This window comes from Francisella salimarina, from assembly GCF_007923265.1.
In the GTDB taxonomy this organism is placed as follows: domain Bacteria; phylum Pseudomonadota; class Gammaproteobacteria; order Francisellales; family Francisellaceae; genus Francisella; species Francisella salimarina.
The window spans coordinates 51,277-77,421 of sequence record NZ_VOJA01000001.1 but is presented as its reverse complement, the minus strand read 5'-3'; the positions used below and the strand labels follow the sequence as shown (position 1 = coordinate 77,421).

Sequence of the window (26,145 nt, the reverse complement as noted above, 5' to 3'; positions counted from 1 at the left end):
AAATAAGGTAATATATCACCCTATAAAGCGGGAATAGCTCAGTGGTAGAGCACAACCTTGCCAAGGTTGGGGTCGCGAGTTCGAGCCTCGTTTCCCGCTCCATACTCTTAGGTTTGTGTGGCTGAGTAGCAAAATGGTTATGCAGAGGCCTGCAAAGCCTTGGACGCCGGTTCGATTCCGGCCTCAGCCTCCACTAACTGCCCGGGTGGTGAAATTGGTAGACACAAGGGACTTAAAATCCCTCGGAGCTTAACCTCCGTGCCGGTTCGAGTCCGGCCCCGGGCACCATATTCTTATTTCATACTGTTTCAAGCTGTATCATAATCCTAATAAAATCAATACTTTGAGAAGATTTTATGTACCATCCTGTATCAGAAGATATCATTTAAACCCACAAAAAAGTACATACTAGAGTACATACTGAGTTATACTCTTAATATCAATCATAAATATTCTTATCTTATGGCTGGCAAGTTAACAGATACAAAAATTAAAAAACTTACCTTTAAAGATGGTCCGACCCATGGAGATGGTAATAGACTATATTTAAAAGTAACGCCTAATAATACTAAGTCATGGGTATATCAATATAAATTAAATAAGAAACGTCATACTATGGGCTTAGGAGCCTATCCTGAGGTATCTTTAAAACAAGCTAGAGAGAAAGCTTTTAAGTTTAATAGTATATTAGCCAATAATGAAGATCCAAAAATACATAGAGAACTTACTAAAACTAAAGATGAGCGGTTATTTATGAATATAGCTGTTAAAGCTATAGATAAATTGGATATTGGAGAAGATAGTAAGAAAAGGAAGCTAAGAATATTAGATAAGGATATCAAGCTAGTATTTGGTAGTAGGTATATTGATACTATCAAAACATTTGAGTTAGCTAAGTTTGTTGAGAAATTTGAAAAAACACCATCGGCACAGAGAAAAAAGAAAGATTTACTTTCTAATATTTGGCAATATGCTGTAGCTAAAGGCTTTGTTGAGCATAATATAGTCAAAGATATTCGCGGGGTATTATCTCGAGAGAGAGGGGATAATTACGCATATATAGACCCTATAAAACAAAAGGGGTGGTTTAGTCAACTGCTTAAAGACTTTGATAATTATCCAGGAGATATAATTACAAAAGCAGCATTACAAATATTGCCTTATTTAGCTTTTAGACCAGGTATAGTATTAAATCTTGAGTGGAAAGAAATTAAAGATAATGAACATGGTAAACATTTAGTTATTCCTGCTGTTAAAATGAAAGGGTCACAACATGATAAAAGGAAAGGACCTGACTTTATACAGCCGTTAAGCAATCAAGCTTATAAAATCTTAGTAGATTTAAAGGAGAAGTTTTATAAAGGTGATGGCTATATATTTAGTATAAATGGTAAAAAACCTATAACACATAATGCTTTAAGACAAGGGTTGCAAAATACGCTAGGTTATAACGGATTAGATAAAAAACCTAAACAAACTGCTCATGGTTTTAGACATATTTTTACTACAGGAGTAGAACATTTAGCTGGTAAGCATGGTTGGAGGGAGCTAGCTACTGAATATTGTTTGGCTCATGTTAGTAGTAACAAGGTCAAAAATGCTTACAATGGCTATGAATATATGGATGAAAGAATTGTTATTATGCAAACTTGGGCTGACTATATAGACCATATAAAAGAAAATGCTAATGTAATAAGAATTGAGGATATTAGTTAATCACTTTTTTATCAGTAGATAACTTATGCTTAACACTATTAGGCTCTTTTAAGTCTATATATACTTTTATAAAATCATCAAAACCAAATATTATATCACTCAAGTTGCTTTTTAGATAATGCATATTTGATAACTTATTATTCTTAACATATAAGGATTCTATATTTGTTGTTAAGGGATTGATAGTATCGTTACCAAAAACACTGTGTTTGAATGAATTATGAAAATGATTAATAATTTTTAAAAAATCTTCAAAGATATCAAATTTAATAGCCTCCTTTATTTCTTTAGTAATAGTTCTTTCTTTAGGTGAGAGTAAATCACCAATACTACTTATTTTTATTTCATCAACCATATCACCTTGAGATCTAATACTGTTAATCATGATCAGATCATCTAAAATTCTTTTTATTAAATGTATAATATTTTGCTTTTTTATATCTATAGAGAAAGATGTAGCATTAGATATTGTTGATACTGATTGATTTATAAGATTATATGTTTCTTTTATTATTTGATTTAAAACTAAAAGATTTTTATTTAAATTAGCTATCATCATCTGGATATTGAAATCATCTAAACGTATTTGATTAAACTTTTTATCAACTAGAAGTTTTCTTGTAATTAAACTCCCTGCATTTAAATGATCTTTACCAATAGCTTTTTCGTTTATCTTGGGAATAATTTGATACTTAGTATATTCTCTGTTGAAATTATGAACAGTGATTTCTCTTGGGGTGTAAGATCTCTTCTCCCATAGACTCTTATCTTCATTAAAAAAATAAGCCTCATTTGTTAAACCATTATAATCATCAGGTATAGGTGTTTCTGTACTATTTGCAGGAAACAGCCAATTAGTTGAGTCTAGAGGGTCTCTATGGCACACTCCTTTACTTTTAAATCTTTTGGATTTCTTTGTATAAGAATAATAATATTTAACTTTTGACATGATAAACAATAGTAATTAAATTTGATAAAATTATAACCGATAATTGTTTTAAATAGCTAATATAGCTATTTTTAAACCAGTTAAGCACTTTCTAGGTAGGCCAACCGAAAGACATTACCCAAATGTTTGTTAGTGCTTAATCTATTGGGAGCACTGTGGGAGGTGTGGGTTTGAATTGTAATTTCAAATTTGATATTTCTAAGTATGATAGAAAATACCTGTACAGTTTAAACACTCTTGACTGGTTTAAGTTGTTAGATAGAAGAGAGAACTTTTTTACTATGTTAGAAGAGGGTGTGGATTTTTCTAATTGGATAATATTTAAAAATCTTTTAAAAGAGCCAGTAAGTTTAATATTCGATGATGAAACTAACTATAAAAGTTATTATGCTCTTTCTAAGTGGGAAAAAGCTTTTAATACCAAATCGTCAAATAATTCTATCCAGCCTTTTTCTACATTTGACATTAAGAGTTTTTGTAACCTACCTTACAATAGAGACATCATAAAAGGAATGGTTGATAATGGTGTAATCTTTAAAATATTTGGAGATGAAGGCGAAATAAAAGACATATACAAAGAAGGCACTTTTTATAGTCCTCATTATGAGCAAGGCATAAGATATTTTAAGGTTGATACTAATTATCCTAGACAAAAAATAATAAATGACTTCATTGGTTATTTAGATAATATGTTAGAAACAACTGATCGAAAAAGAAACAATAAACATGGCTTTACTGATAGGTATAAAAATAAACTCATAAGCTATAAGGTGTTACCTATTTTAGATCTAATAATCTTCAGAGAAGTATTCAACTTAGAGTTAAAAGACATAGATATTTATGATATTGTTTTTACTGAACCAGAAGAAGCTATAAATAAGGGTCGAGAAGCCAAAGCACTTGCCTTACAAGTAATATCAGAAAAAAACATGTTATGGCTAGCAAGCCTTTTGTAAATATGTAGTAGAAAAAATAGCTAAAAATATCCCACATACATTCAACTTTCTTTTCAATAAACTTACTCCATACCGTAGCAATACAGCTCAAATCCGAGCTTTGTATTCAAGGTTAACATTTAGTTTGCTAGCAACTAACACAAAAACTAAATTTAATTAACTGGAGATAAGTAAATGAATACTTCAAATAGAAAAATAATGAGAATTGGCGAAGTGGTAGAGATTACTGGAGTAAGTCGCTCTACTATATATCGTTGGGTAGATAAAGGACAATTTCCTAAATATGTAAAACTTAGTCCTACTAGTACTGGCTGGTATAGCGATAAAGTTTATGAGTGGTTAGAGTCTTTAGATAATAGTGAGGTGGTTTAATATGACTACTTTACAAAATACCAATAATCTTTTATCATCATTCTTGTTAAAGGGCGTCGAAACCCTAATACCAAGTAGTGATATTGCCACTAATAAGAGCAATGACAAAGTGAATTGTAATAATAGCCATAATTGTATAGCTAGTGCTATATATTTTATTAGCGGGCTTTATTATGCACTTTTAAGATATGTTAATCAATATATCTATCACACGGCTAAACTCTTTTGTTTTGTCGGGAGGCGTAGGGAATACAATACCCAGAAATGGGGAATACCTACGGCTAGGCTTGGTACTAGTTTCGAACCGCCCCGATACATTTCGAAAACAAATACCAAGAGAGGAATATAGCCATGTCTAACACTAACAATACAGAAAATCTATTTTTTATTGATATCAAGAATGAATACATGACAAATAAAGATCATGAGTTTAACTTAGATGTTAATGATAAAGTCTTATTTGATAAGTCAATCAAAGCAGAGCCGAACAACATTGCTATCATCAAAAATTACCAAGATGAATGCAATATAGTTTTACTTAAAAAAATATCCACTAAAGAGTTTGTAGGTACATTCCTAAACGAGAAATACAAAGGACTTGAGATAGCCATTAAAGAAGTTATAGCTATAGCCTTAGAGTCTCGTAAACCAAGCAGAGTATTTAGGGGTTAGTTATCATGAAGAAGAATAATATAGAGAATTTATTTTGTATTGAAATAAAAAACAATGCTATGAGTAATTCAGCTCATGATAAAAATCTAGTTAAAGGTGATTTCTTAATCTTTGATAGGACTTTAGAAGCAGAGCCAAATAGAGTTGCTATAGTTGAAAATAATAACAATGATACTTTCATAGTCTTACTATCCAAAAACTCTAAGAATAAGCTTGTAGGCAAGTTTATAAGTGAAAATTACAAAGATGTAGTAATACCAGTAGAAAGAGTACTTGGAATTGCTACTAAAAAGATAAGTAATATTAGATATTTTTAGAGGTAGTAGACAATGAATATAGGTAAATTTAATACTTTTGTATCAAATCTTGGTTACTCATTGCCTAGTGGATTTAATTATAGCATAGATGTAGGTAATAGGATTAGATTTAATGATGAAAATAAGAAAGATAATAATAAAAACTTATGGCTTCAAAGGGTAGACAATGATGTTTATGTCTTTGGTGACTGGGCAGGTGATAAACATACTTATCTTGATAATGAAAAACCCAAATATGAGATACAGGACTTTGTAGAATTAAGAAAGCAAAGAGAGGCTAGACAAAGAAAATACCAGGAGGAAATAAATACTAAAAAAGATTTAGCTACTAAATTAACTGATTTTTATAAGTCATTACCATTGGCTAACAAGGACCACCCTTATTTAGTAAAGAAACAGATAAATAATCATCCATTAATACGTTTATATAACGATGTTTTGATAATTCCATGTTTTGGTACTGTAGAACCTTTTAATAATGAAATACAGAGCTTACAAGGAATATATCCAAATGGCTTTAAGAAGTTTTATAAAGATGCTCATGCTAAAGGCTCATGTTTGATATTAAATAAGTCCTCTAATGAGAGTTTTATATTTGTTGAGGGTTTCGCTACTGGTATGAGTGTATTAAGCCTTGTAGAGCATTTTAAGGCTGATATATCGGTTATATGTGTATTTAACTGTAATAACTATATTCATGTCATAGAGAGCTTCTATAGTAAATATCCTAATGCTGAATTTAATATATGGGCTGATAAGGATAAGAGCGGTATAGGAGTTGAAAAGGCGGGTGTGGTTGCTGCCGAAATACCAGGTATAACCATAAACCCACCACCTTTGACAGATGAACAGATGGATAAAGGTTTATCAGATTGGAATGATTATTTAGTTACTAGAGAGGGTTTGAAAAATGAGTAATGTAGTAGAGCTAACAACAATAGATGATAATGTAGAAATGCTAAAAGGTAAGCCTAGAGAGTTGCCAAAGAATGATAAAAAGATGCCAGTATTTACTAAGGATATGTTACCAAATAGATTATCTGATTATGTCTTTGGACAAGCTGAGGCTGGTAAGCTAACAGCAAGTTCTATAGCTATATCTGCTTTGACTGGAGTATCAGGAGTACTTGGTAAGAAAGTAGTATTAGATGTTGGTTTTAAAGAGGTAACAGCTAATGTATGGGGATTAGTTACTGGTGAGAGTGGTACTGGCAAAAGTCCTTGTTTAAGAGTTATTACTAGAATCATTAAGGACTTAGATACTCAATTAATAGAAGAGCATAAAGAACAGTTAAAAGATTATAATCTTGATATAGAGATTATTGATGCAAGGATTAAAGAAATAAAAGACTCAATGAAGTCTGATATTAAAGATGCTAATCATGAGGCCATAAGAGAAAAGAAACAGCTTATTAAAGAGGCTGAGGATAGTAAACCTTATAGGCCTATATCAAATGAGATTATATTTAATGATGGTACACAGCAAGCTATTATTAATAAGATAGCCAATGATAGTCCCAATGGTATCTTACTTACCTGTACAGAGTTTTATAAGACACTTCAAAGTTTATCTGGTAAAGATAATGCTGATAAGCAGGCCATGCTTTTAAAGGCTTACGATGGAGAGTTTGATAAGAGTATGACGCTTGGTAGAGGAACTATTAATGTTGATACCGTAGCCATTTCAATATTAGGAGATATTCAGACTAGTAACTTAGATAAGTATCTTGAACAATCACAAGATAAAGAGGGGCTGGTAGCTAGGTTTCAATTATTATCAGTAGTAGAAAGTATTCCTAGAACTCATAAGAAATCGCCATTAGATGAGAAGCTACAAGGGGTATATAAGAATCTTATTGATGAACTATTTGATATCTCTGTATTAGATAGGGTTATTGATGGGCAGTTAGAAAAAGGTGAGCCAAAGATGTATAGATTCTCTAAAAAAGCAGATGAGTTTTTAGAAGAATGGTATCAAATGTATGACTTAGAAATTAAAAAGTATGCAGAAGATACGCCAATGAGAAGATATTTAAATAAGTTTGGCGAGACTATATATAAAGTTTCTTTAATATTTCATGTCATAGATAAAAAAGATGAAGAGTTTATCTGTATAGATACTTTAGAGAAGGTTGCTAAGTTTATGGACTATCTATATGACACTGCTAAATATCTTTATAGTGATGAAATTGATTTAGTGGTTAAACATGCTAAAGAAATATTATCCAAGCCTGTGGATAAATTAAGAGATGGTTTTACAGCTAGCTCACTAAGAAATAGATATTCAAGTCTAAAAAATAATAGACAAATTGATCTTACAATAGAGAGTTTGGGGCTGTTAAAAAATCATAATTATTTGATAGAAACTGATGCTAGAAATAATGCTAAGTATAAGAAGTATATTTTGAATACCTAGAAAATCCACCGAAAGTACCTAAAGTAAGCTGAAAGCTATATATACCAATGCTTTTAATATGGTCTACGTACCACCTAAAGCCCACCTAAAGCTTTATTCAGTACCTAAAGTACTAGGTATTAGTTTAGGTGATTAGGTGAATGCTAGGTGATTACCCAACTAGGTTTAAACCCTTATGTATCAATGCTTTGATGAGACATTCGGTAAATTAGGTGGTTTTTTAGTTAGGTGAATATATCAGCATAAGAAAACTAACAAATAAGGATTAAAAAATGGGCTTTGCAACATCATTAATAGAGAAATATAAAACACAAATTGAGACTAAACCAAAAGACAAAATACAGCTACAAGACATTAAAGAAATTAAATCATCACTCACCCAAAAAGGTGAGGCTAAAATATCTCGGCAGCAACCACAAAATAAAAATGAATATTTAAAGAAATTTACTATAGAGAGTTATTTGTCAGATATTGACTTACCACCTAAAAATATCCCCTGGATAGAGCACTTACTTAAATGGAAACCTAAAGCTAAACAGTATGATCTTTTAAGGCAATATAAAGAGCTATATTTACAAGCTTATAATGATACCCCTTTAGAGCATCAAAAGATTAATGCAGGTACTTTAAAAGCTAATACCTGGTTGAGGGTGTTAATAACGGGAGAGTGAATTATCAAATAAGCTTAACATTAGATTTTTTATACAGTATTATCAACTTTATAAGTTATCTAATTCATAGGTATTTTAAGTTGAGAGCATTTAAAATAATCGCTTTATTTTTTATTGTTTTGTTACCAATTGTTAGTTTTGCTAATGATCCTGTGATTTTATCAATAAATAATAAAGTAGATATCCCTCTACCAAAAGATATGCAAAGATTGATTGTTTTAGATGATGGAATTTATGCAGCTGTTATGAATGATGAAAATGGCAAAAATATTTATTATAGAACAGTAAGCCTAGAGGAACTTAAAAAGTTAGGCGCAAAAGATTCAGTATATAAGTTTTTAGATGATTCTTTTAACTCATCACTTGATAATCCAAGCAATGATTTTCAGAGAATATTGATTAAAGGAAAATTTATAAAATCAGATAATCCTAATGTAAAAATATACAGCTATAGAGACGGTAATTACATATCTAATCATGTGTATTCTAAAAACTTAAATTTTGCTGTGTTAATAAATTATGACTCTAAATATCAAGGTTATATTAACCTAATAAAAGAAACTAAGATAAGAGGATAATATAGTGTCAGTTGCTACTTTAACCAACAATGAAAAGAATGAGCTTAGAAAGCTTTTAGTTATTATTTTTGGCTCTCAAGCAAAAAACTGGAATATTAATAATAAGGTTGCGGAACTTATAACTAAAGCATTTAATGAGAGTGTGAAATGTAGTAGGGGAATAGATGCTTCGCCTAGACCATTTGGCTTTATTCCAAGTGGTATATCTGTTGCCAGTCAAGCAGTTTCAATAGCTAATAGAATAATAAATAACAAAGGACAATATAAAATGTGTATCGATTATGTTGCATATACCTATAAATCTGAATTATATATAGCTGCCAATGGTATATAAAAACATAGCCTGTGTATTTGATAATTACTTTTTTAACCTATTTCATTAAATTGTATTAGTTCTATAACCAATTAATCAAAGACTGTGCAAAGTTTCTCGCTTAAATCAACTAAATTTATCTCATTATATAATTACTTCTAACATTACATAACTAACAAAATGTAATACCTATAATTACAATCAATATACAAAAAAGTAAGGTTAAAAGATGGATAAGATACTGAATTTTAATGATATCCCTAAGCAAAAACCCATACCTATAGAAAAGTTATCAATAAGCGAAATATACGAGGTTCTATATTGTGACGGTTTAGAAGCTATATTGACTGATGGTACGGATAATCAGAAAGAAATAATAAATACTCATTTGTTAAATATTCTAAGTAAAGATTTAGATTTATTAATATCGTTATTCTTTGAGCTAGGAGATGTAGCAGATAGAGAGTATCAAGATAACAATATTAAGAAGTCAGAACTTAAACAAAGACTTATCAAGTTATTTGATTATATGGAGGCTATTTAATGGAGGGTTTAAGAGAGATAGCTTGGAGTAATGGCTATGAGTTACCTAATGATGTAGAAACTCAAACTATGGCTAAATATAGATGGTTTGAAAAGAGCAAATATATAGTAAGGGTTGACTGGGATAGCTTTGTTTTTGGTGATAAAAGAACAGGCGAGAGATACAAAGTAGTTAATGGCGAATTAGTAGAAAAAGAGCAAGGTATAAAGATATGAGAGAAGAAAACCATAATATAGAGTTCAAGAGTAAGACTATATCAATAACATTAAGACTTGATGAAAACGAGCTACAAACTTTAAAGAATACAGCCAGTCAACACGGTGTAGGTTACTCTGTGATAGTTAAGTCATTGATTTACAAATTTAATAGGAATCTTATTAATTTTTTATAGGAAGGAATAATGAAGACAGATTTAACAGCTAAACAATTAGAGTTTTGTAAGCAAATTCTTTTGGGTGAATATCAGTTGGAAGCTTATATGATGGCCTATGATTGTGAGAATATGGAGTATGACACTGTAAAGAATGAAGCTAGTAAGCTTATGAAGAATAAGAAAATAATAGCTTTCATTAATAATGTAAGAAAAAGAGAGTTATTAGGTACATTAAGAACTAGAGAGACTTATCTAAATAAGTTAGATGACATTATTGATAGTGATGAATCTACTACGGGAGAAAAAATACAAGCAATTAATACAATATCAAAACTCAAGCTATGGGATAAAGGAACATACGGAGAGATAAAATTGAATAATATAAATGAAGATGTACCTAGTTTAGAGGAGCTAAAAGGTAAAGAATAACCATTACATAGCCACTACTTTTTAGGTTTTTGAACGATATAAAAAAGAGTTTTTACCGCTTATAAAAAAGAGGGATCAAAAGGCATTAATAAATCTAACCGATGTTATAACTTAATCTTATCACATTCATAAAAACTATATATTTCACTTTATTAAAATCAAAAGCCATAATATCAGCATAAAATTTATACATTGTAAGAGATTATCAAAATGAAGAAAGTAATATTAACAGCATCAATAGTTTTAAGTTTAATTTCAACTGGCTTTAGTTATGGAATAGCTACTCAAGTTTCTAGTAGTTCTTTTCCGCCTCCAGTAATGCAGCTAGCATATTAAATAAAATATCAAAAATAGGGGGTCACTTTGAACAAAGTACATACTAAAGTACATACTAAGATTGTATGTTATATTTTAGTGTATTGATAATAAAAGGTTTGAGGCTTATACATTAATTCCGGCCCCGCCATTATTAGTCATGTATTTTCCTTGTAACATCTATGCGTAAATAATATTTAAATGCTCCTAGTGTTGTTTTATGGTGTATTATTGAATTAAGTTACATTAATTTTTTGAAATTTCTTTTTTAGCAAGTTTAATTTCTTTCTGGAATTCTGGGCTTGTTTGTAGTTGAGAGAACATGATGCTTCCTACTAAATACCCTGCATTAACATCGCTTGGATAATGAACTCCACAAACAATTCGACTTTGACCAAATTCATAACCTCTCTTCATGATTTGATTTGTTCTTGAGGGGTTTATCTCACTTAAAGTAAGAGCAATTGCCCACCCTATAGTTGTATGCCCAGAAGGGTACGATCTATGAATATTATCTGTTTTCACACATGCTTTTTCATGAAAATATGCAAAAGGTCTTGTGCGATGATAGAATAATTTAGCTGGTTTTGTGAACTCTCCTTCAGCTATTTCTAATTGATTTAGAATTTTCCATATTGCGGGTGTTTCTTTTTTACTTATCTGATGACCAAAAGCTTTTTCAAAAGCTTGAGCAAATCCTTCTGGAGAATAGTTTGCATCTGATTGAGCTAGTTTATATCTATTGGTGTTTTTGATAAAAAAACTAGCGTGAGAAATATTCATGTCATTTTGATATAGTAATGTTCCAGGAGTTGGAGGAGGTGGTATGATTTGTTTTATGTCTGGAATATCTATGTTGAGTCTATCGGCTGCAAAAGCTGAACTTATTATAGCTGTTAATGACCCTACAAATAGTATTTTTCTAATCATATTTTTATTTCCTTGGTTAATTATCCAAAGAAAATGATAAATGATAAATTGATTTAAAAATGAAGAAATCAAAAAATTAAAAATTTGTTACTAATTACAGCTAAAGTATGATATTTTAATATTCCTTTTTTTCTAAAAGATCACTATTCTAGAAAAAGGCTTATAAGTATGTTGAAAATTAAAGCAAAAATCAATAGTTTATTTAAAACTAGAAATTTTTATATCAAATATAAAATAGAATTATTTTTTTAAGGGTAGACGAGTTATGTTTTATTGCCTTTTATTTTCAGTGAGTTTTGAAACACAGTTTTAGTTAGCTATATTCCTTATCAAAAACTTCTAACATTAAAAGAGTTAACAACTCTACCGATTATTACCGCATCATTTGGTGATTTGATTTCATCATTATTTTGAAATTTTGAGTTTAGTGGCATCAAGTATAAGCGGTTATTATCTTTATATAGTAATTTAACTGTGGCTCCATCGGAGTTTCTAGCAACTACAATTTTATCAACTAAATTCTGGGGACTAATTTCGCTAGGGTCAACTAAAATATTCTCGTCTTCGTAAAGAGTATATCTAGCATATTTAGGACTAAGCAGTTGAGATTCTGATGAATCATAGAGCATGCTCTCACCTTGTACTCTCAGTGAAAAACCGTTTTTTGGTACAAGGCTATCTGGTATTTGCAAATAGTCAATCGGGTCAATATTCTCTTGAGATTCGGTAAATTCACCTGCTTGTACATAACTTAGTACTGGTACGTTAGTTACACTCATTATAGATATATCATTAGGGTAATAATTATCTTCGAGACCAAGTATCTTCATAACCTCTATATGTCCATCATATGAGGGACAGTTAGTACCGGCAACCCAACCCTTAATAGATCTATCACTTTTGCCAAGTTTTTTTGCCAATTCTATTTGTGTCATGCCTATTCTTTTTAAGGCTGGTTTTAGATCGGTTTTGTAATTAAACATCTCTAATCCTAAGTACAACAATCTAATTCTAAGTATATTTATATAAAATCAGCAATTCAATAATTTTTTGGAAAATAGTGCAATATTACTTCCCTTTACAGCAAAAAGTGATTAATATTGAAAGTGTAATAAAACTGCACTTTTATAAATTGAGGGAGTTAAATAAAATGATAAGAAAAAGCATTCTAGTAGAAAATCAGGAAATTAAAGATTTACTATCTGTCATCAAACATCATTACACATCTGATAATAGGAATACTATTCAAGATGTAAGCTTAAACCATGTAGTAAACAGAGTATATAAAGAAAATGTAAGAAAATATATAGTTGAGCGTTGGCATGCTCTAGAAACAAAAGTTGGACATCAAGTAACACTTTTAGAAAACAACTATAATAAGAGTATTATCAATAAGTTATACAAAAAGTCTCGTGATCTAAATTTTGTGATTAAAACTCGACCTGATGAGTCATCAAGAGATTTACACGATTCAATTAAAAAAGTATCTAACATAGATATAGTTATAAGAGAGTTTTCTTTCTCTTAGAGTTTACTTAGTTACTTGTTTTTCTAGCACTTTTTTACCTAAATAAACTGATAGTATGATTATAAACATTCCAATCAGTTGCTGTATTGAGAATGTCTCTCTAAACAAAATATAGCCATATAGTAAGGCAAATACTGGACCAACTAGTAAAACTAAAGAGCTCATGGCTAATGATATATATTTGACACGACTTATGTATAAAATATTTCCGAGTAGGTGTCCAAATATAGCTATAGCTAATAAAATTAGAACGCCACTTAAAGTTGTCGGAATTATCTGTTCATTGAAAATAAAAGCTAATATAAATAGTGTTGCTGAACCACTTAATGATGCTATAAACATCATTCTAAAAGTTGAGCAAGAATCTCGTAGCTTTTTAGAAAAGATAATAAAGAGTGCATAAAATACCGCAGATATGATAGCTAGCCAGTTTCCTAAAAGGTGCTGAGAGCTTAAACCTGATTGACTCATAAGAAGTAATAAACCAATAAATGCTACTAGAAGAACTAAGTAATATTTAAGGGACACTTTTTCTTTGAGAAATATAATGGCTATAAAAGTAGTAATAAAAGGACAGAGATTTGTTAAAAGGCTAGCCTCAGCTATTGATGTATAAATCAAAGATATACCATAAAAAGCTAGATCTAAAGCTAGGAATAGACCAGTTAATGCGGCAATGTATATAGATTTCTTTGATAGCTTATCTTCATCTTTGGTAATAGCTAAGAATGAGTATAAGAATATACAAGGTAATAATAGTCTATAGCCAAAACTTGCAATTGGGCCAACTTCTGAATATCTAATTAATACCGATGCTATAACAAGGTTGGAAAGTGCAAACAATATTATGAAAAAATCTCTATTCATGATGGTGTCCTGGCTAAATGCTTATTAAGCAGATGATATCATGAAATTAGCTAAATACTTGTGATAATTAAAGGTAAATACTAGTGTTATCTAAACTTAGAGATTTTAACTTTAAGAGATACATGCTAAATTAGCTTTAGAATTAAATTTTTTGATTAAGTTTTAAGGTTAAAATAATGCATATAAGTGAGCGCCGTAAGTGGTATGTAGGCTTTGCTGTTTTTGTAATAATAGTTTTATTATCTCTTTCATTACTCCACGCATCAATATGGGTCAGTATAGGCTTTATAGCTGTTTTGGTAGTTGTCGCAGTATATGATGCTACGCAAACAAAACACGCTATCTTGAGAAACTTTCCTATAGTTGGGCACATGCGTTTTATACTTGAGTTTATTCGACCTGAAATTCAGCAGTATTTTATCGCGGATAATGAAAGTGAAAAGCCATTTGGTAGAGAAACTAGGTCAACTATATATCGTCGTGCTAAGGGTATTAATGATACAGTAGCATTTGGTACTGAAAAAGATATTGATAGAGTTGGCTATGAGTGGGTAACACATTCGCTTGTGCCGAAGCATTTGGATGAAGTTGAAACGCGTGTTAAATTTGGTGGCTCTGATTGTAAACAACCATATATGGCATCACATCTAAATATATCAGCGATGAGTTTTGGAGCACTGTCGGCTAATGCAATTATGGCTTTGAACAAAGGTGCTAAGTTAGGTGAGTTTTGTCACTGTACAGGTGAGGGAGGTTTGACAAAGTATCACTTAAAAGGTGGCGATATAGTCTTTCAAATTGGTACAGGATATTTTGGTTGCCGTACTGATGATGGTGGTTTTTGTGCTGAGAAGTTTGCTGAAAAGGCAAATTTAGATAGTGTTAAGATGATCGAGATTAAGCTATCTCAGGGTGCTAAGCCTGCTCATGGAGGTGTGTTACCTGCTGCTAAGATAACTCCAGAAATCGCTGAAATCAGAGGAGTGTCTATGGGTAAAGATGTCTTGTCGCCACCAGCACATAGCGCTTTTTCAACACCAATTGAGTTTTGTCATTTTATAAAGCAATTAAGAGATTTATCAAATGGTAAGCCAATAGGATTTAAGCTTTGTATTGGTAGTCATGTAGAATTTTTGGCTATATGTAAGGCAATGCTTGAGACTGGTATTAAGCCTGATTTTATAACTGTAGATGGAGCAGCTGGTGGTACTGGTGCAGCACCTTTAGAGTTTTCTAATCACATAGGTATGCCGTTAGAAGATAGTTTAGTATTTGTGCATAATGCTTTGGTTGGTTGTGGCTTACGCGATGAGATTCGTATTGTTGCAAGTAGTAAAGTAGCTACTGGTTTTGATATGGTTAGACTATTTGCTATGGGAGCAGATACTTGTAATTCTGCTAGGGCGATGATGATGGCAGTAGGCTGTATTCAATCGCGCCAATGTAATAACAATACTTGTCCAGTTGGTGTAGCAACCCAAAATGAGCGTCTTGCAAAAGCACTGGTAGTAGAGGATAAGATGTATCGTGTATATAACTTCCATAAAGCTACAATTAATTCATGCTTAGAAATCGTTGGAGCAATGGGCTTAACATCTACAAATGATATTGGTCCAGAAAATCTCAAAAAGCGTGTATCTGTAAATGAGATTAAATCATATATTGATTTGTATGATTTTATACCAGAGAATAGTTTGATAGATGGTAATACGCCAGCTAGTTTTGCCAGATCTTGGGAAAAAGCTCGGGCAGATTCTTTTTAGTTTTTCAAACCGAAATAATAATTTTTTGCCTACTCAATTTGCTAAAATAACTAATATAAATATTCTTGTTAGTTAAATATGGCGTTATACACCTATCCATCAAATAAGCTTGAGTATCTGGTTCAAGTTTTATCTAAACTTCTAGATGTTGAAAAAAAAGATTTGTTCACACCAACACAGCTAATAGTTGGTAGTCGTGGTATGCAACATTGGTTAAGTATGCAATTAGCACAATATCGTAATATTGCGATGAATCTTAAATATGACATGATAAATGGTTATATACTTGATATCTGCTATGAGCTCACAGCAAAACAAGAATATAAAAAAGCATACACAAAAGATATTTTAGCTTGGAGAATTTTTAGAGGTTTAGATAGTATCAATAATCCTAAGCTCCAAGAATATTATCAAAATAGTGATCTTAAGAAATATCAACTATCCGTTAAAATAGCAGAAATATTTTCAAAATATATATCATATCGAAGTGAGTGGTTGCAAAAGTGGGAGCAGGGCGAGTACATAAATCTTGCTAAACCAGAGAGTGATGAAGATTGGCAAATTCAACTTTGGCAAGCTCTTGTTAAGGAGGTTCAAGATACCCCATACAAAGTCCAAGCAGAAGCACTCCAAAAGCTTAATCAACAAAACTTAGAAAAACTAAATATACCAAATGATATCTATATATTTGGGGTTAATACTATATCTCCCAAAAATCTTGGCTTTGTATTTGAGTTGGCTAAATATATTGATGTTAATATTTTGTATATTAATCCATGTAGCGAGTATTGGTATGATTTATACAAGAGTAAAATCTCAGCTTGGTTAGATAGTGATGACTATGAGCTTCAACCTCTTTTGGCAAATCTAGGTCAACAAGGGAAAGAGTTTTTTAATCAGCTTTTAGAGAATCAAGAAAAGCAAGAATTAGAAGTTTTTGAAAAGTTTGATAAAAATTCGTTAGATTTTGAGAAACTTGCTGATAATAATCAAACACAGCTAGTAAGCCTACAGCGAAATTTATTGGAACTAGATTGTCAAAACCACGCTAAGCAAAAAGATATAAGCATCAGTATTAATTCATGTCATAGTCCACTTCGAGAAGTGCAGATTCTACATGATAAACTTTTGGATATGATCAAAGCAGATCCTAGCATTAAGCCTCGAGATATTTTGGTAATGTGTCCAAATATTGAAGACTATTCACCGTATATTGATAGTGTGTTCTCAAGGTTTTCAACAGATAAAAAGTTACCATGCTCGATAGCAGATAGGACATTATTAGATTCAGAGCCTTTAGCTGCTAGCTTTATTGAGCTTTTGCAACTACCAGAGAGTAACTTTGAGGTTAATAAGATACTTGATTATTTATCGGTTCCAGCAATTCAGCAAAAGTTCAAAATTAGCGATGAGCAACTAGAAACAATTCGCTATTGGTTAAAAGAGTCATGTATTCATCATAGTAATAATGGTCAAACCTTCTCATGGAGTTGGGGGCTTAAGAGGTTGATGTTTGGATTTAGTTATAGTGATAGTAATCATATTATTGATGATAAGCTAATGACTATACCTGTGATTGAAGGTAGTGAGATTGCCGAACTTGGTGGCTTGTATGAGTTGCTAGAGCTGCTAGAAAAATATTCACAAGAGTTACTTAAACCAAGAAGCTTAGAAGCATGGCAGGACTATCTTTTGGAGATGTTTGATGATGTCTTTGATGTAACTAATGATGAGCAATATATTGCTAAGAAAATCAAAGATATAATCGTAAGGACAGTCACTACAGCTAAAGATGTATTGCTAGTAGAAGAGATTGATTTGTATACAATTAGATATTGTTTGATTTCACAGTTATCTGAACCAATTATTAATAACCATTTCCTAAATGGTAAAGTAACATTCTGCTCAATGACACCAATGCGTAATGTTCCTTTTAGAGTGATAGCGATGCTGGGTTTAAATAATGGTAAGTTCCCGCGCCAAGAATCTGCGATTAGTTTTGATTTGATGGCAAGACTTGGAAGAGTTAAAGGCGATAGGACTAAGCGAGATGATGATAGATATTTATTTCTAGAGGCTATTACATCTGCACGAGATTATTTGTATCTTAGTTATATTGGTAGAAGTGTTAAGACTAATGTTGAGCAACAACCAAGTCTAATACTCAAAGAGTTGACTAGCTATTTGGATTTGAATTATGGCTGGGGAAAGGCTGATATCAAAGAATATTCATTACATCCTTTTAGTTCTAAATGTTATGCTAATGAATACAGAAGTTATGATGAGGCTTGGTTGAAGTTGTTACAGTCGGAGCCTAAGATATTTTATGATTCAAAGTTATTAAGTAATAGTGTCAATCTACCAAAGAGCTTAAGTATCTCAAAAATTGTCAAAATCTTTGAAGACCCGATCAAAGCTTATACAAATTATGGCTTAGAACTATATTTAGAGGATGACTTTGAAGAGCTAGAAGACAGTGAGCCATTTGATATAAATAGTTTAGATAAGCATAAATTTAAACAAGATTTACTAAATACTCTTGAGAATAATAAAGACAAAGAATTAACCATAAAAACAGCTAAGCTAAGTGGCAAGCTTCCAGAATCTGTACTTACTGAAAATGAGATTAATAAAGAAGTTGAGAGTATTCAAAAGCTATTAGATAAGGCAAATTTAGCAAATTATGAGTCTAAATATTTTCATCAAGAGATGTTAGGATATGAGCTAGAGGCTAATTGTCATATCAAAGATAATCAAGTTTTGTTATATACAACTTCAACTTTTGGTATTAAGCATCGATTTGAATTATATTTGACAGCACTATTAGTGGTATTATCAGAGCAACAAGATATCACTGCTACTTATGTCTATTTTGATAAAGACAAAAATCAAGCATTTGATACTACTTTTGTTATAAGTCATTTAGGTGCAAAAGAGTTGTTGGAAAAATATCTATCAAATGCAGAAAAGATAGTATCTAAGCCAAATTTAGTACATTTAGATTTAGCCAAAGCTATTTGTGATTATAAAAATGATACTGATAAAAAGAAGCAAAAAGCTTGGGAAGGCGTGATAAAGTCTTCAGAGCATAACTTCAAAGCATTAGAGAATAATAGTTATTTCAAACTTTTTTATAGTGAGCATCCAAAGATAGAAGACTTTGAGGGACTGCAAATATATCAAGATTTCTTTGAGGTTATAAATGAAAATAAATAAAAATCTATCCTTATCTCAGTTATATAAAGATATTTATATCAGTTTTGAAATTGCAATTGCTGCTTGTATATGTTTTTTGTTTGGTTTTTATATGTCAAACCTCTTGCATGGGGGACAGTCGATAATTGGTGGTTTTTGGTGTCTGATTACAGTTTCTACAATTTTACAGTTGAGTATTAGAGATTCTTACTTGGCAGCTTTTCAAATTCTTGTGGGTTCTGTAATAGGTGGTATTACAGCATTTATTTTTACATATATTTTGGGTTATCACTATTATGTCATGATTTTGGCTGTGGCAATTAGTGTTCTTATCACAGCGACTCTACATCTTGAAAATGCTATCAAAATGAGTAGTGCTAATGCTGGAGTAATTGTTGCATTAGGACTGTATCAGCCAAGTTATTCACCTTTTCTAAATACTGGTTTACGTTTGATAGAAACATTCAGTGGTACAGCTATAGCATTATTTTTTATATTTATTAGTAGACTTCTTAAAGTAAGATCCGACTAGTTGTTAATACTTCCATTACCTATACTATATTTTATTTTAATTTTTGCAAAATTATGATTAAATTGTTTGGGTAAGTATTAGTTTTTATATAGGAAATTTACAATGAAAAAACTTTTAAAATCAATGCTGTTGCTATCAACTGTGTTAGCAGGTTCTGCAATGGCATGTACAGCTATTACACTCAAAGGTAATGATGGAGATGTTGTCGCAGGTAGAACGATGGAGTGGGGGTTCACTTGGGATTGGAGTCTAACATATATTCCAGCCGGTACTTCACATACACTGACTGCACCTAAAGATCTAAACCTACCAGCAAAACAATATTTATCTAAATACTCTGTATTAGGAATAGGTTTGACAATAGATAAAAATAATTTTGTAATACTTGATGGACAAAATAATCAAGGGCTTAGTCTCAGTGCTAATTATCTACCTGGTTTTACTCAGTATCAACAAGTTGATAGAGGTGATAAAAATTACGCTTCAATTTTAGAAATAGTAACTTATATTTTAAGTCAATATAATAGTATTGATGAAGCTAAGAAGGGTTTAGAAAACATCAAAGTTTGGAATGATAAGTCTACAGATGTTAATGGAGTGGTTCCAGAACTTCACTTTTTGATATCAGATAAAAGTGGTAATGCGATAGTTGTAGAGTATGTAAAAGGTGAAGTTCATTTCTATCAGTTAGAATTAGACCTGAAAGTTATGACAAATGCTCCTACTTATGATTGGCATTTAGTAAATATTAGAAACTATCTGAACTTGTCAAATAAGACTGTATCTCGTATGAAACTTTATAATGAGAATGATGTAGTGCCAAACCATACTTATAAAATTGTGGATGCACTAGGTCAAGGCAATGGGTTATTAGGTATGCCTGGTGATTACTCTCCACCATCTAGATTTATTAGAACAGCAGTATTAGGCTACTATTCTAATAATGATAATATCAAAGATGAAAGTACTCTAAACAAAGTAGCTCACATCTTGCATAATGCTGATATACCTAAAGGTGTAGTAGCTGAAAACATAGATGGTAAAACATATTATGATCATACAGTGTTTACTAGTATCAAAGATCTAACAAACGATACTGTTTATATAAATATTTATAATAATCCGCTTAACTCTGTTTCTATAAATCTAGATACTTTAGATAAAGATCATGCCAAAGCTTTTGTTAAAAATATTAAGCAGTTACCATATCCAAAGTCTGATATAACAGGTTCTTTGGTTTAGTATTGTACTCATATTTTTTAATTTCATATTCTTAAATTTTTAAAGGAGTAATTTGCTAAAATATCTCAAAGACTTTTTTGAAAATTATAATTTGTTAATATGATTAATCTAGATGCAAACACAATAACCCTACAAGGTCGCCATATTATCGAGGCTAGTGCAGGTACTGGTAAGACTTTTAATATTACAGAGTTATACATTCGTTTACTTCTTGAGCAGAGGTTAGGAAATAGATTATTACCTAAAGATATCCTTGTAATGACATTTACCAAAGATGCTACTCAAGAGATTATCGGTAGAGTGGAAGCTAAGATTAGAGATGTATTAGAGGATATTTCTGAAAGCAAAGAGGTCAAAGTTTCTATAAAAGGACGAGATACTCTGATTCAAAAAGGTGATGAGAATTATAAGCATCTAAAAAGATCATTACTTGAGATAGATGAGGCAGCTATATTTACTATCCATGGTTTTTGTAAAAAAGTCCTAAGTGAGCAGGCATTTGCTAGTGGTATCGAGATGGATGTCTCTATGGAGGTTGATACTTCAGATATTTTGCAAAAAGTAGTAGAGGATTTTTTTAGAAAGCATATCAATAAAAACAAAACAAACTTTGAATATTTGCAGGCTTATAAGCTACATACTCCAGAGAAGTTTTTGGATAAGCTAAGGAATATTGTTAGGTCTAGTTATGAACTATTAACAAAGCAAGCTATAAGCTTAGATGAATTTAAAATACTTAAAAAGCAACAGCTGGAATTATTTTTAAATAATCATGATATCGTAGATGACTTTTTATCTAAATTAGGAAAAGGCGAGCCACAGGGCAAGAGAGTTGATGAATACCATAGAGTTTTAGAATGGTTGAGATTAGATAATGAAGATCCATTTTCAGATAATATATCTATAATCACAAATGGTAATAAGACTAAAGGAGCTAAGGTAAAGCCTATATTTACTGGCGTAAAAAAATTAAGAGATCTACACGAAGAAATAAAGAAAGCAAATGCAGCCCAATTTATCAAACAAGCCTGCCTGCAAATCCGCCAAGATTTTTCAAAAGCCAAAGAGCAAAAAGGTGTTTTAGACTTTGATGATTTGATTACTAAACTTTGTCATAGTGTCAAAAAGTCACCAGATTTAGTCAAGACATTACAACATCAATATCCAGTTGCTCTTATCGATGAGTTTCAAGATACCGATGCTGAGCAGTATGAGATTTTGGATACTATTTACCCTTTGAAGAATAGTAGTCATTCCCACGAAGGTGGGAATCTTCTTACGAATGGATTAAATTTAAAAGATACCCGCCTACGCGAGTATGACAGTAGCTCTGATCAGAATGATAGCAGTCTTCTGCTCCTAGTGATAGGCGATCCAAAGCAGGCAATCTATGGTTTTAGAGGCGGAGATATCTTCACATATCTAAAGGCTAAAGATAGTTGCTCTAGTGACAATCAGTGGAGCATGGATACTAACTGGCGTTCAACTAGTGAGATGATAAAGGCTTACAATAGACTTTTTTATAAACAAGACTATCAGCCAGAAGAGGAGGGTCAAATTGGAGCTAATATCTTTAGTGATGGTATTGGTTATCAGCTTGTTAAAGCATCACCAAAGGCAAATGAGAAAGCAAAAGAGTTTGATGATAACCTTAAACCAATAAATTATTTCTATTATCAAGTGACTGAAAATGATAACAAAAGTGATGTTGATAATAATTTATCAGCATGGACTGCTAATGAGATTGTCAGGCTATTAAATTCGAAAAAAGTTGTAGAAAGTGATATCGCAATTTTGGTAGAGAATGGTAAGCAAGCAAAGGTTATTCAAAAAGCTCTACAAGCTAAAAAACTAAGCTCGGTATATCTAAGTCAGCGCGATAATGTCTATCATAGCCAAGAGGCTACGGAGATATTAGCTCTTATGGAAGGTATAAACGATCTTGAAAATAAATCTATGCTAAAAAGAGCGTTATCAACTAGTTTACTTGGTGGTAGAGCTGATAAATTTATTAGTTATATTGATGAAAATGATGTCTCAGCATGGGATGAAGAGATAGAAAAAGCAAAATCTCTAAGACAACAATGGCATAAATATGGTTTTATGGCATTTATTATGCAAATTATACATCAGAATTTCACTCAAAGATCGGATTCAAAAGAGCGTGTTATCACAAATATTCTCCATTTAGCTGAGCTTATAAAAGTAGCTGAGAATAAATATAAACACCCAAATCAGCTTATTAAATGGTATCGCCAACAGCTAAATAGTACAGCTACAAGTGAGGGCGAACTTAGATTAGAGAGTGATGATAATCTAATTAAGATAATTACAATTCACGGTTCAAAAGGGCTTGAGTACTCAGTTGTATTTATACCATTTGCAAGTTATGTAAGCTCAAAGAAATTTCAAGTTGGTGATTTCTCTAAATACTATGATAAAAATATTAAACAGACAGTCTATAAAATTGGTAAGGATGACAGTATAAAACCACAAATAGAAAATGAAGTTATAGAGGAATTAATGCGCCTATTTTATGTGGCTGTTACACGTGCAGAGCATAGATGTTATATTGGAGTTGCAAAATATAATAATAGCGAAAAATCACCATTAGCAAGATTTTTAGATTATCAAAAAGATGATGACTGGTTAGAGAAAATCCAAAATATAACAGTAAAACATGATAATCAAAGTTCGCTTATAGATGTAGCCACAAGTCATTGTTATGAAAGTGAGAATTTAATTACAAATGACCAATTTAACCATGATACTTTACAAAACCTCAAAGCGAATGATATTAATAAGTTAGCAAATGATAGTTGGGAGATGCTGTCTTTCTCAAAAATATCCAAGTCAAAAGTTCAAAATACTGCATTAGAAAAAGAAAATGATGAGTCTGAAGATGATAGTGCTCAAAAATCTCAGCAGGAATTAGAGTTTAGATTTACAGCTCCCAAAGGAGCAGATATTGGTAATATTTTGCATAATGTTTTAGAGCATACGGATTTTAGCCTAGGCAAGATAGATGATAATCTTTTACAAGAGCAAATGGATAGATATAAAGTAGTTGCTGCAGAAGATTTTGATAAGCTTAAAGTATGGTTAGAAGAGTGTTTAGTCGCGTCTATACCTTCTATAGAAACTGCAGATTTTAGTTCTAATGATATTCAATATGGTTTGTTTGATATCAAGGATAAAGGCTTTTGCTTAAAAGACATCTCTAATACAAAAACCTTAAAAGAAGCAGAGTTTTATTTTCCTATAACAAATGAAAAACTATATAAGAAAAATATTATAGAGATTTTAGCAGAATATCGTAATCAGATTATTGATTATGATGAGTTTTCTAGTCAAAAGATTTTTGGTATGCTTCATGGTTTTATTGATTTGATTTTTGAATATGATGGTAAATTTTATGTGGCAGATTATAAGTCAAATTATCTTGGGAGTACCCTAGAAGATTATAATCAAGCTACTATGAGTGAGAAAAATCAAAGTAGCTTTTATGATTTGCAGTATCTAATATATAGCGTTGCCTTGGATAAGTACCTGCGACAAAACATTGAAAATTATAATTATGAAAAGCATTTTGGTGGAGTATATTATTTCTATCTTAGAGGTATGAAAGATGGTTATGGGGTTTATCGAGCTAGACCAACTTTAGAGATTATTAACAAAATTGCTAATCTATTTAATGGGGATGATTATCATGTATAAAACTTTCCATCAAGCTTGTGAGCAATTAGCAGATATTAGAGCTATAGATTTTTTCTTTGCTAAAGAAGTGTTTGATTTGGCTAAAAATTTACCTAAAAGCTCAAAAAACAATTGTCATTCCGGACTTGATCCGGAATCTCTAAAATATAGTGAAAATGCATTTTTCCATATTTTGATAAAGCTTATGCATGTATATAGCCATGGTCATAGCTGTTTGAAGATAGCAGATATATCAAATAAAACTATTTTTGCTTCAGAGCAAAGCACTCAGAGCGATGCTAAAGTAGGCTTTAAAATGCCAAGTTTTGATGAAATTGTAAGTATTTTAGAGTCTTTAGATTATGATAAATTACCTATATATTTTGCTAAAGAGTATGATTCCTTATATATCAAAAGATTGTGGAATTATGAGGTTGAAATAGCTAACTTTATAAAATCTAGAACTATCCAAAATACTCAACAAGCCAACCATATTGAAGAAGTTGTAGATAAGCTATTTGAACCTGCTGATGAGATAGATTGGCAAAAACAGGCAGTTATCAAAAGTCTAAATTATAATTTTAGTATTATCTCAGGTGGACCTGGTACAGGTAAGACAACTACAGTCGCAAAGCTTTTGCTTGCCATACAAATGCTTAATCATAATCAGCAAAGAGTAGCTCTTTTAGCACCAACAGGTAAGGCTGCTCAGAGAATGACGGAATCCTTAAATAGTGTGTTAAGTAAAAGGGTAGACAATGATAGTTATTTAGGATTATCTAATCTAGAAGCTCAAACTATACATAGATTTTTAGGCTTAAGGCCAAACTCTACTTATGTTAAATATAACGAGCAGTCAAAAGCACCATACGATGTGATTATTGTTGATGAAGCTTCGATGCTTGATATGAATATCTTTATTAAGTTGATTAGAGCAGTAGCCGATAGTACCAAGCTAACTTTGATAGGTGATACTAATCAGTTACCATCAGTTGAGGCTGGTAGTCTTTTGGCAAACTTTACACATCATAGAGATGGCGATATTACGCCATATACAACATTACTTATCAAAAACTATCGTTCACAACAATATATAAATAATCTTGCAGCCTCAGTTCTAAAAGGTGATATTAATACTGATAATCATCAAAATGAGAATATTAATTTCCATAGCATAAGGAATTTAGATACTTATTTAAGAGATTATGCAAAGAGATATTCACAGCTTGAAAAGTGCAGTGACTACAAAGAGGCTCTTACCGAGCTAAATAAATTTAGAATACTTGTAGCTAATAAAAATTTAGAAATTGGTACAGATAAGTTAAATCAGAAAATTGAGAAATTTATGTCTAAACCTATAGATTCTAGCTATAAGGGTAAACCAATTATGATAATTCAAAATAGTTATTCATTGGGATTATTCAATGGAGATATAGGGATTATCTGGCCAGATGATACAGGTAAGCTTCGAGCATATTTTGATGGTAAAGATGCTAAGGCTTTTAGTTTAAATATGCTACCAAAATATGAAAGTGTCTATGTGATGACAATTCATAAGACGCAAGGTTCAGAGTTTGATGAAATCGTGATTGTTCTTCCAGCAGAAGATAATGAAGCGTTAAGTAAACAACTTTTGTATACAGCTATTACCAGAGCGAAACATCAATTAACGATTATTTCTGAACAAAGTAGCTTAAGAGATATTGCTCAGAAAGATATTATGAGAAATTCAAATATTGGTGAATTGGTTAGCTTGAGCATTCAATAACTT

The 26,145-nt window shown here is 31.3% G+C and carries 26 protein-coding genes and 3 tRNA genes; 25 read left to right on the top strand and 4 right to left on the bottom strand.

All coding sequences use genetic code 11. The features are described from left to right. The first annotated feature begins 27 nt into the window (after nucleotides 1-27). The 4 genes from FQ699_RS00370 to FQ699_RS00355 all read left to right on the top strand — a co-directional run bounded on the left by FQ699_RS00370 (nucleotide 28) and on the right by FQ699_RS00355 (nucleotide 1,716). Nucleotides 28-102: transfer RNA gene (locus FQ699_RS00370), tRNA-Gly, on the top strand. 17 nt (nucleotides 103-119) lie between these two features. Beyond that, nucleotides 120-193: transfer RNA gene (locus FQ699_RS00365), tRNA-Cys, on the top strand. 6 nt (nucleotides 194-199) lie between these two features. Next, nucleotides 200-288: transfer RNA gene (locus FQ699_RS00360), tRNA-Leu, on the top strand. Nucleotides 289-462: 174 nt separating this feature from the next. After that, nucleotides 463-1,716, top strand: coding sequence for a tyrosine-type recombinase/integrase (locus tag FQ699_RS00355; protein WP_146420650.1), 1,254 nt, complete (start codon nucleotides 463-465; stop codon nucleotides 1,714-1,716). Here the strand turns inward: FQ699_RS00355 and FQ699_RS00350 are convergent. Beyond that, nucleotides 1,709-2,665: a hypothetical protein gene (locus tag FQ699_RS00350; RefSeq protein WP_146420649.1), complete on the bottom strand. Its 957-nt coding sequence runs from the start codon at nucleotides 2,663-2,665 to the stop codon at nucleotides 1,709-1,711. The genes FQ699_RS00355 and FQ699_RS00350 overlap by 8 nt on opposite strands. A gap of 170 nt (nucleotides 2,666-2,835) precedes the next feature. Between FQ699_RS00350 and FQ699_RS00345 the strand changes: the two genes are divergently transcribed. The 14 genes from FQ699_RS00345 (at nucleotide 2,836) to FQ699_RS09765 (ending at nucleotide 10,642) form a co-directional block, all read left to right on the top strand. Then, on the top strand, nucleotides 2,836-3,621 hold the full coding sequence (locus FQ699_RS00345) for a DUF6387 family protein (protein WP_146420648.1): 786 nt from the start codon (nucleotides 2,836-2,838) through the stop codon (nucleotides 3,619-3,621). Nucleotides 3,622-3,795: 174 nt separating this feature from the next. Continuing rightward, nucleotides 3,796-3,993: a helix-turn-helix transcriptional regulator gene (locus FQ699_RS00340; protein WP_146420647.1), complete on the top strand. Its 198-nt coding sequence runs from the start codon at nucleotides 3,796-3,798 to the stop codon at nucleotides 3,991-3,993. Between the two features lie 351 nt (nucleotides 3,994-4,344). Beyond that, on the top strand, nucleotides 4,345-4,665 hold the full coding sequence (locus FQ699_RS00335; RefSeq protein WP_146420646.1) for a hypothetical protein: 321 nt from the start codon (nucleotides 4,345-4,347) through the stop codon (nucleotides 4,663-4,665). Between the two features lie 5 nt (nucleotides 4,666-4,670). Further along, entirely contained in the window at nucleotides 4,671-4,982 is a 312-nt protein-coding gene (locus tag FQ699_RS00330) for a LexA family transcriptional regulator (RefSeq protein WP_146420645.1), read from the top strand. 12 nt (nucleotides 4,983-4,994) lie between these two features. Next, on the top strand, nucleotides 4,995-5,900 hold the full coding sequence (locus tag FQ699_RS00325; protein ID WP_146420644.1) for a primase/helicase family protein: 906 nt from the start codon (nucleotides 4,995-4,997) through the stop codon (nucleotides 5,898-5,900). Beyond that, nucleotides 5,893-7,398, top strand: coding sequence for a DUF3987 domain-containing protein (locus tag FQ699_RS00320; RefSeq protein ID WP_146420643.1), 1,506 nt, complete (start codon nucleotides 5,893-5,895; stop codon nucleotides 7,396-7,398). Before FQ699_RS00325 ends, FQ699_RS00320 begins: the two co-directional genes overlap by 8 nt. 272 nt (nucleotides 7,399-7,670) lie before the next feature. Beyond that, nucleotides 7,671-8,069: a hypothetical protein gene (locus FQ699_RS00315; protein WP_146420642.1), complete on the top strand. Its 399-nt coding sequence runs from the start codon at nucleotides 7,671-7,673 to the stop codon at nucleotides 8,067-8,069. After that, nucleotides 8,066-8,647 (top strand): hypothetical protein, encoded by a 582-nt coding sequence (locus tag FQ699_RS00310; RefSeq protein WP_146420641.1) that lies wholly within the window; start codon nucleotides 8,066-8,068, stop codon nucleotides 8,645-8,647. Before FQ699_RS00315 ends, FQ699_RS00310 begins: the two co-directional genes overlap by 4 nt. A 4-nt stretch (nucleotides 8,648-8,651) precedes the next feature. After that, nucleotides 8,652-8,981, top strand: a complete 330-nt coding sequence (locus FQ699_RS00305; protein ID WP_146420640.1) for a hypothetical protein — start codon at nucleotides 8,652-8,654, stop codon at nucleotides 8,979-8,981. 208 nt (nucleotides 8,982-9,189) lie between these two features. After that, complete coding sequence (locus FQ699_RS00300) at nucleotides 9,190-9,504, top strand: hypothetical protein (protein WP_146420639.1); 315 nt, start codon at nucleotides 9,190-9,192, stop codon at nucleotides 9,502-9,504. Continuing rightward, entirely contained in the window at nucleotides 9,504-9,719 is a 216-nt protein-coding gene (locus tag FQ699_RS00295) for a hypothetical protein (protein WP_146420638.1), read from the top strand. Before FQ699_RS00300 ends, FQ699_RS00295 begins: the two co-directional genes overlap by 1 nt. Further along, nucleotides 9,716-9,895: a CopG family antitoxin gene (locus tag FQ699_RS00290; RefSeq protein WP_146420637.1), complete on the top strand. Its 180-nt coding sequence runs from the start codon at nucleotides 9,716-9,718 to the stop codon at nucleotides 9,893-9,895. Before FQ699_RS00295 ends, FQ699_RS00290 begins: the two co-directional genes overlap by 4 nt. Before the next feature lie 9 nt (nucleotides 9,896-9,904). Continuing rightward, nucleotides 9,905-10,306: a terminase small subunit gene (locus FQ699_RS00285; protein ID WP_146420636.1), complete on the top strand. Its 402-nt coding sequence runs from the start codon at nucleotides 9,905-9,907 to the stop codon at nucleotides 10,304-10,306. A 210-nt stretch (nucleotides 10,307-10,516) separates the two neighbouring features. Next, nucleotides 10,517-10,642 carry a hypothetical protein gene (locus tag FQ699_RS09765; protein ID WP_257217876.1) on the top strand — a complete coding sequence of 42 codons (126 nt, stop codon included), beginning with the start codon at nucleotides 10,517-10,519 and terminating at the stop codon, nucleotides 10,640-10,642. Between the two features lie 225 nt (nucleotides 10,643-10,867). Here the strand turns inward: FQ699_RS09765 and FQ699_RS00280 are convergent, their stop codons facing one another. Both FQ699_RS00280 and FQ699_RS00275 read right to left on the bottom strand, forming a co-directional pair. Next, nucleotides 10,868-11,551 (bottom strand): acid phosphatase, encoded by a 684-nt coding sequence (locus tag FQ699_RS00280; RefSeq protein WP_146420635.1) that lies wholly within the window; start codon nucleotides 11,549-11,551, stop codon nucleotides 10,868-10,870. Between the two features lie 329 nt (nucleotides 11,552-11,880). Continuing rightward, entirely contained in the window at nucleotides 11,881-12,534 is a 654-nt protein-coding gene (locus FQ699_RS00275) for a LexA family protein (protein WP_146420634.1), read from the bottom strand. A gap of 167 nt (nucleotides 12,535-12,701) precedes the next feature. Here FQ699_RS00275 and FQ699_RS00270 point away from each other — a divergent pair, with 167 nt between their 5' ends. Next, nucleotides 12,702-13,079: a normocyte binding protein 2b gene (locus FQ699_RS00270; protein WP_146420633.1), complete on the top strand. Its 378-nt coding sequence runs from the start codon at nucleotides 12,702-12,704 to the stop codon at nucleotides 13,077-13,079. A gap of 3 nt (nucleotides 13,080-13,082) precedes the next feature. Here the strand turns inward: FQ699_RS00270 and FQ699_RS00265 are convergent, their stop codons facing one another. Then, nucleotides 13,083-13,946, bottom strand: coding sequence for a DMT family transporter (locus tag FQ699_RS00265; RefSeq protein ID WP_013922723.1), 864 nt, complete (start codon nucleotides 13,944-13,946; stop codon nucleotides 13,083-13,085). A 176-nt stretch (nucleotides 13,947-14,122) separates the two neighbouring features. Between FQ699_RS00265 and FQ699_RS00260 the strand changes: the two genes are divergently transcribed. The 6 genes from FQ699_RS00260 (at nucleotide 14,123) to recD (ending at nucleotide 26,142) form a co-directional block, all read left to right on the top strand. Continuing rightward, on the top strand, nucleotides 14,123-15,709 hold the full coding sequence (locus FQ699_RS00260; RefSeq protein WP_146420632.1) for an FMN-binding glutamate synthase family protein: 1,587 nt from the start codon (nucleotides 14,123-14,125) through the stop codon (nucleotides 15,707-15,709). A gap of 78 nt (nucleotides 15,710-15,787) precedes the next feature. Then, a complete protein-coding gene (gene recC / locus FQ699_RS00255; protein WP_146420631.1) occupies nucleotides 15,788-18,925 on the top strand; it encodes an exodeoxyribonuclease V subunit gamma in 3,138 nt (1,045 codons plus the stop codon). Beyond that, the gene (locus tag FQ699_RS00250; RefSeq protein WP_146420630.1) at nucleotides 18,912-19,436 is read left to right on the top strand and encodes an FUSC family protein; all 525 of its coding nucleotides are present in this window, start codon (nucleotides 18,912-18,914) and stop codon (nucleotides 19,434-19,436) included. Before recC ends, FQ699_RS00250 begins: the two co-directional genes overlap by 14 nt. A 102-nt stretch (nucleotides 19,437-19,538) precedes the next feature. Continuing rightward, a complete protein-coding gene (locus FQ699_RS00245) occupies nucleotides 19,539-20,678 on the top strand; it encodes a choloylglycine hydrolase family protein (protein ID WP_146420629.1) in 1,140 nt (379 codons plus the stop codon). Between the two features lie 99 nt (nucleotides 20,679-20,777). Then, on the top strand, nucleotides 20,778-24,395 hold the full coding sequence (gene recB / locus FQ699_RS00240) for an exodeoxyribonuclease V subunit beta (RefSeq protein ID WP_146420628.1): 3,618 nt from the start codon (nucleotides 20,778-20,780) through the stop codon (nucleotides 24,393-24,395). Next, the gene (gene recD / locus FQ699_RS00235) at nucleotides 24,388-26,142 is read left to right on the top strand and encodes an exodeoxyribonuclease V subunit alpha (RefSeq protein ID WP_146420627.1); all 1,755 of its coding nucleotides are present in this window, start codon (nucleotides 24,388-24,390) and stop codon (nucleotides 26,140-26,142) included. The genes recB and recD overlap by 8 nt, the downstream gene beginning before the upstream one ends. Nucleotides 26,143-26,145 lie beyond the last annotated feature (3 nt).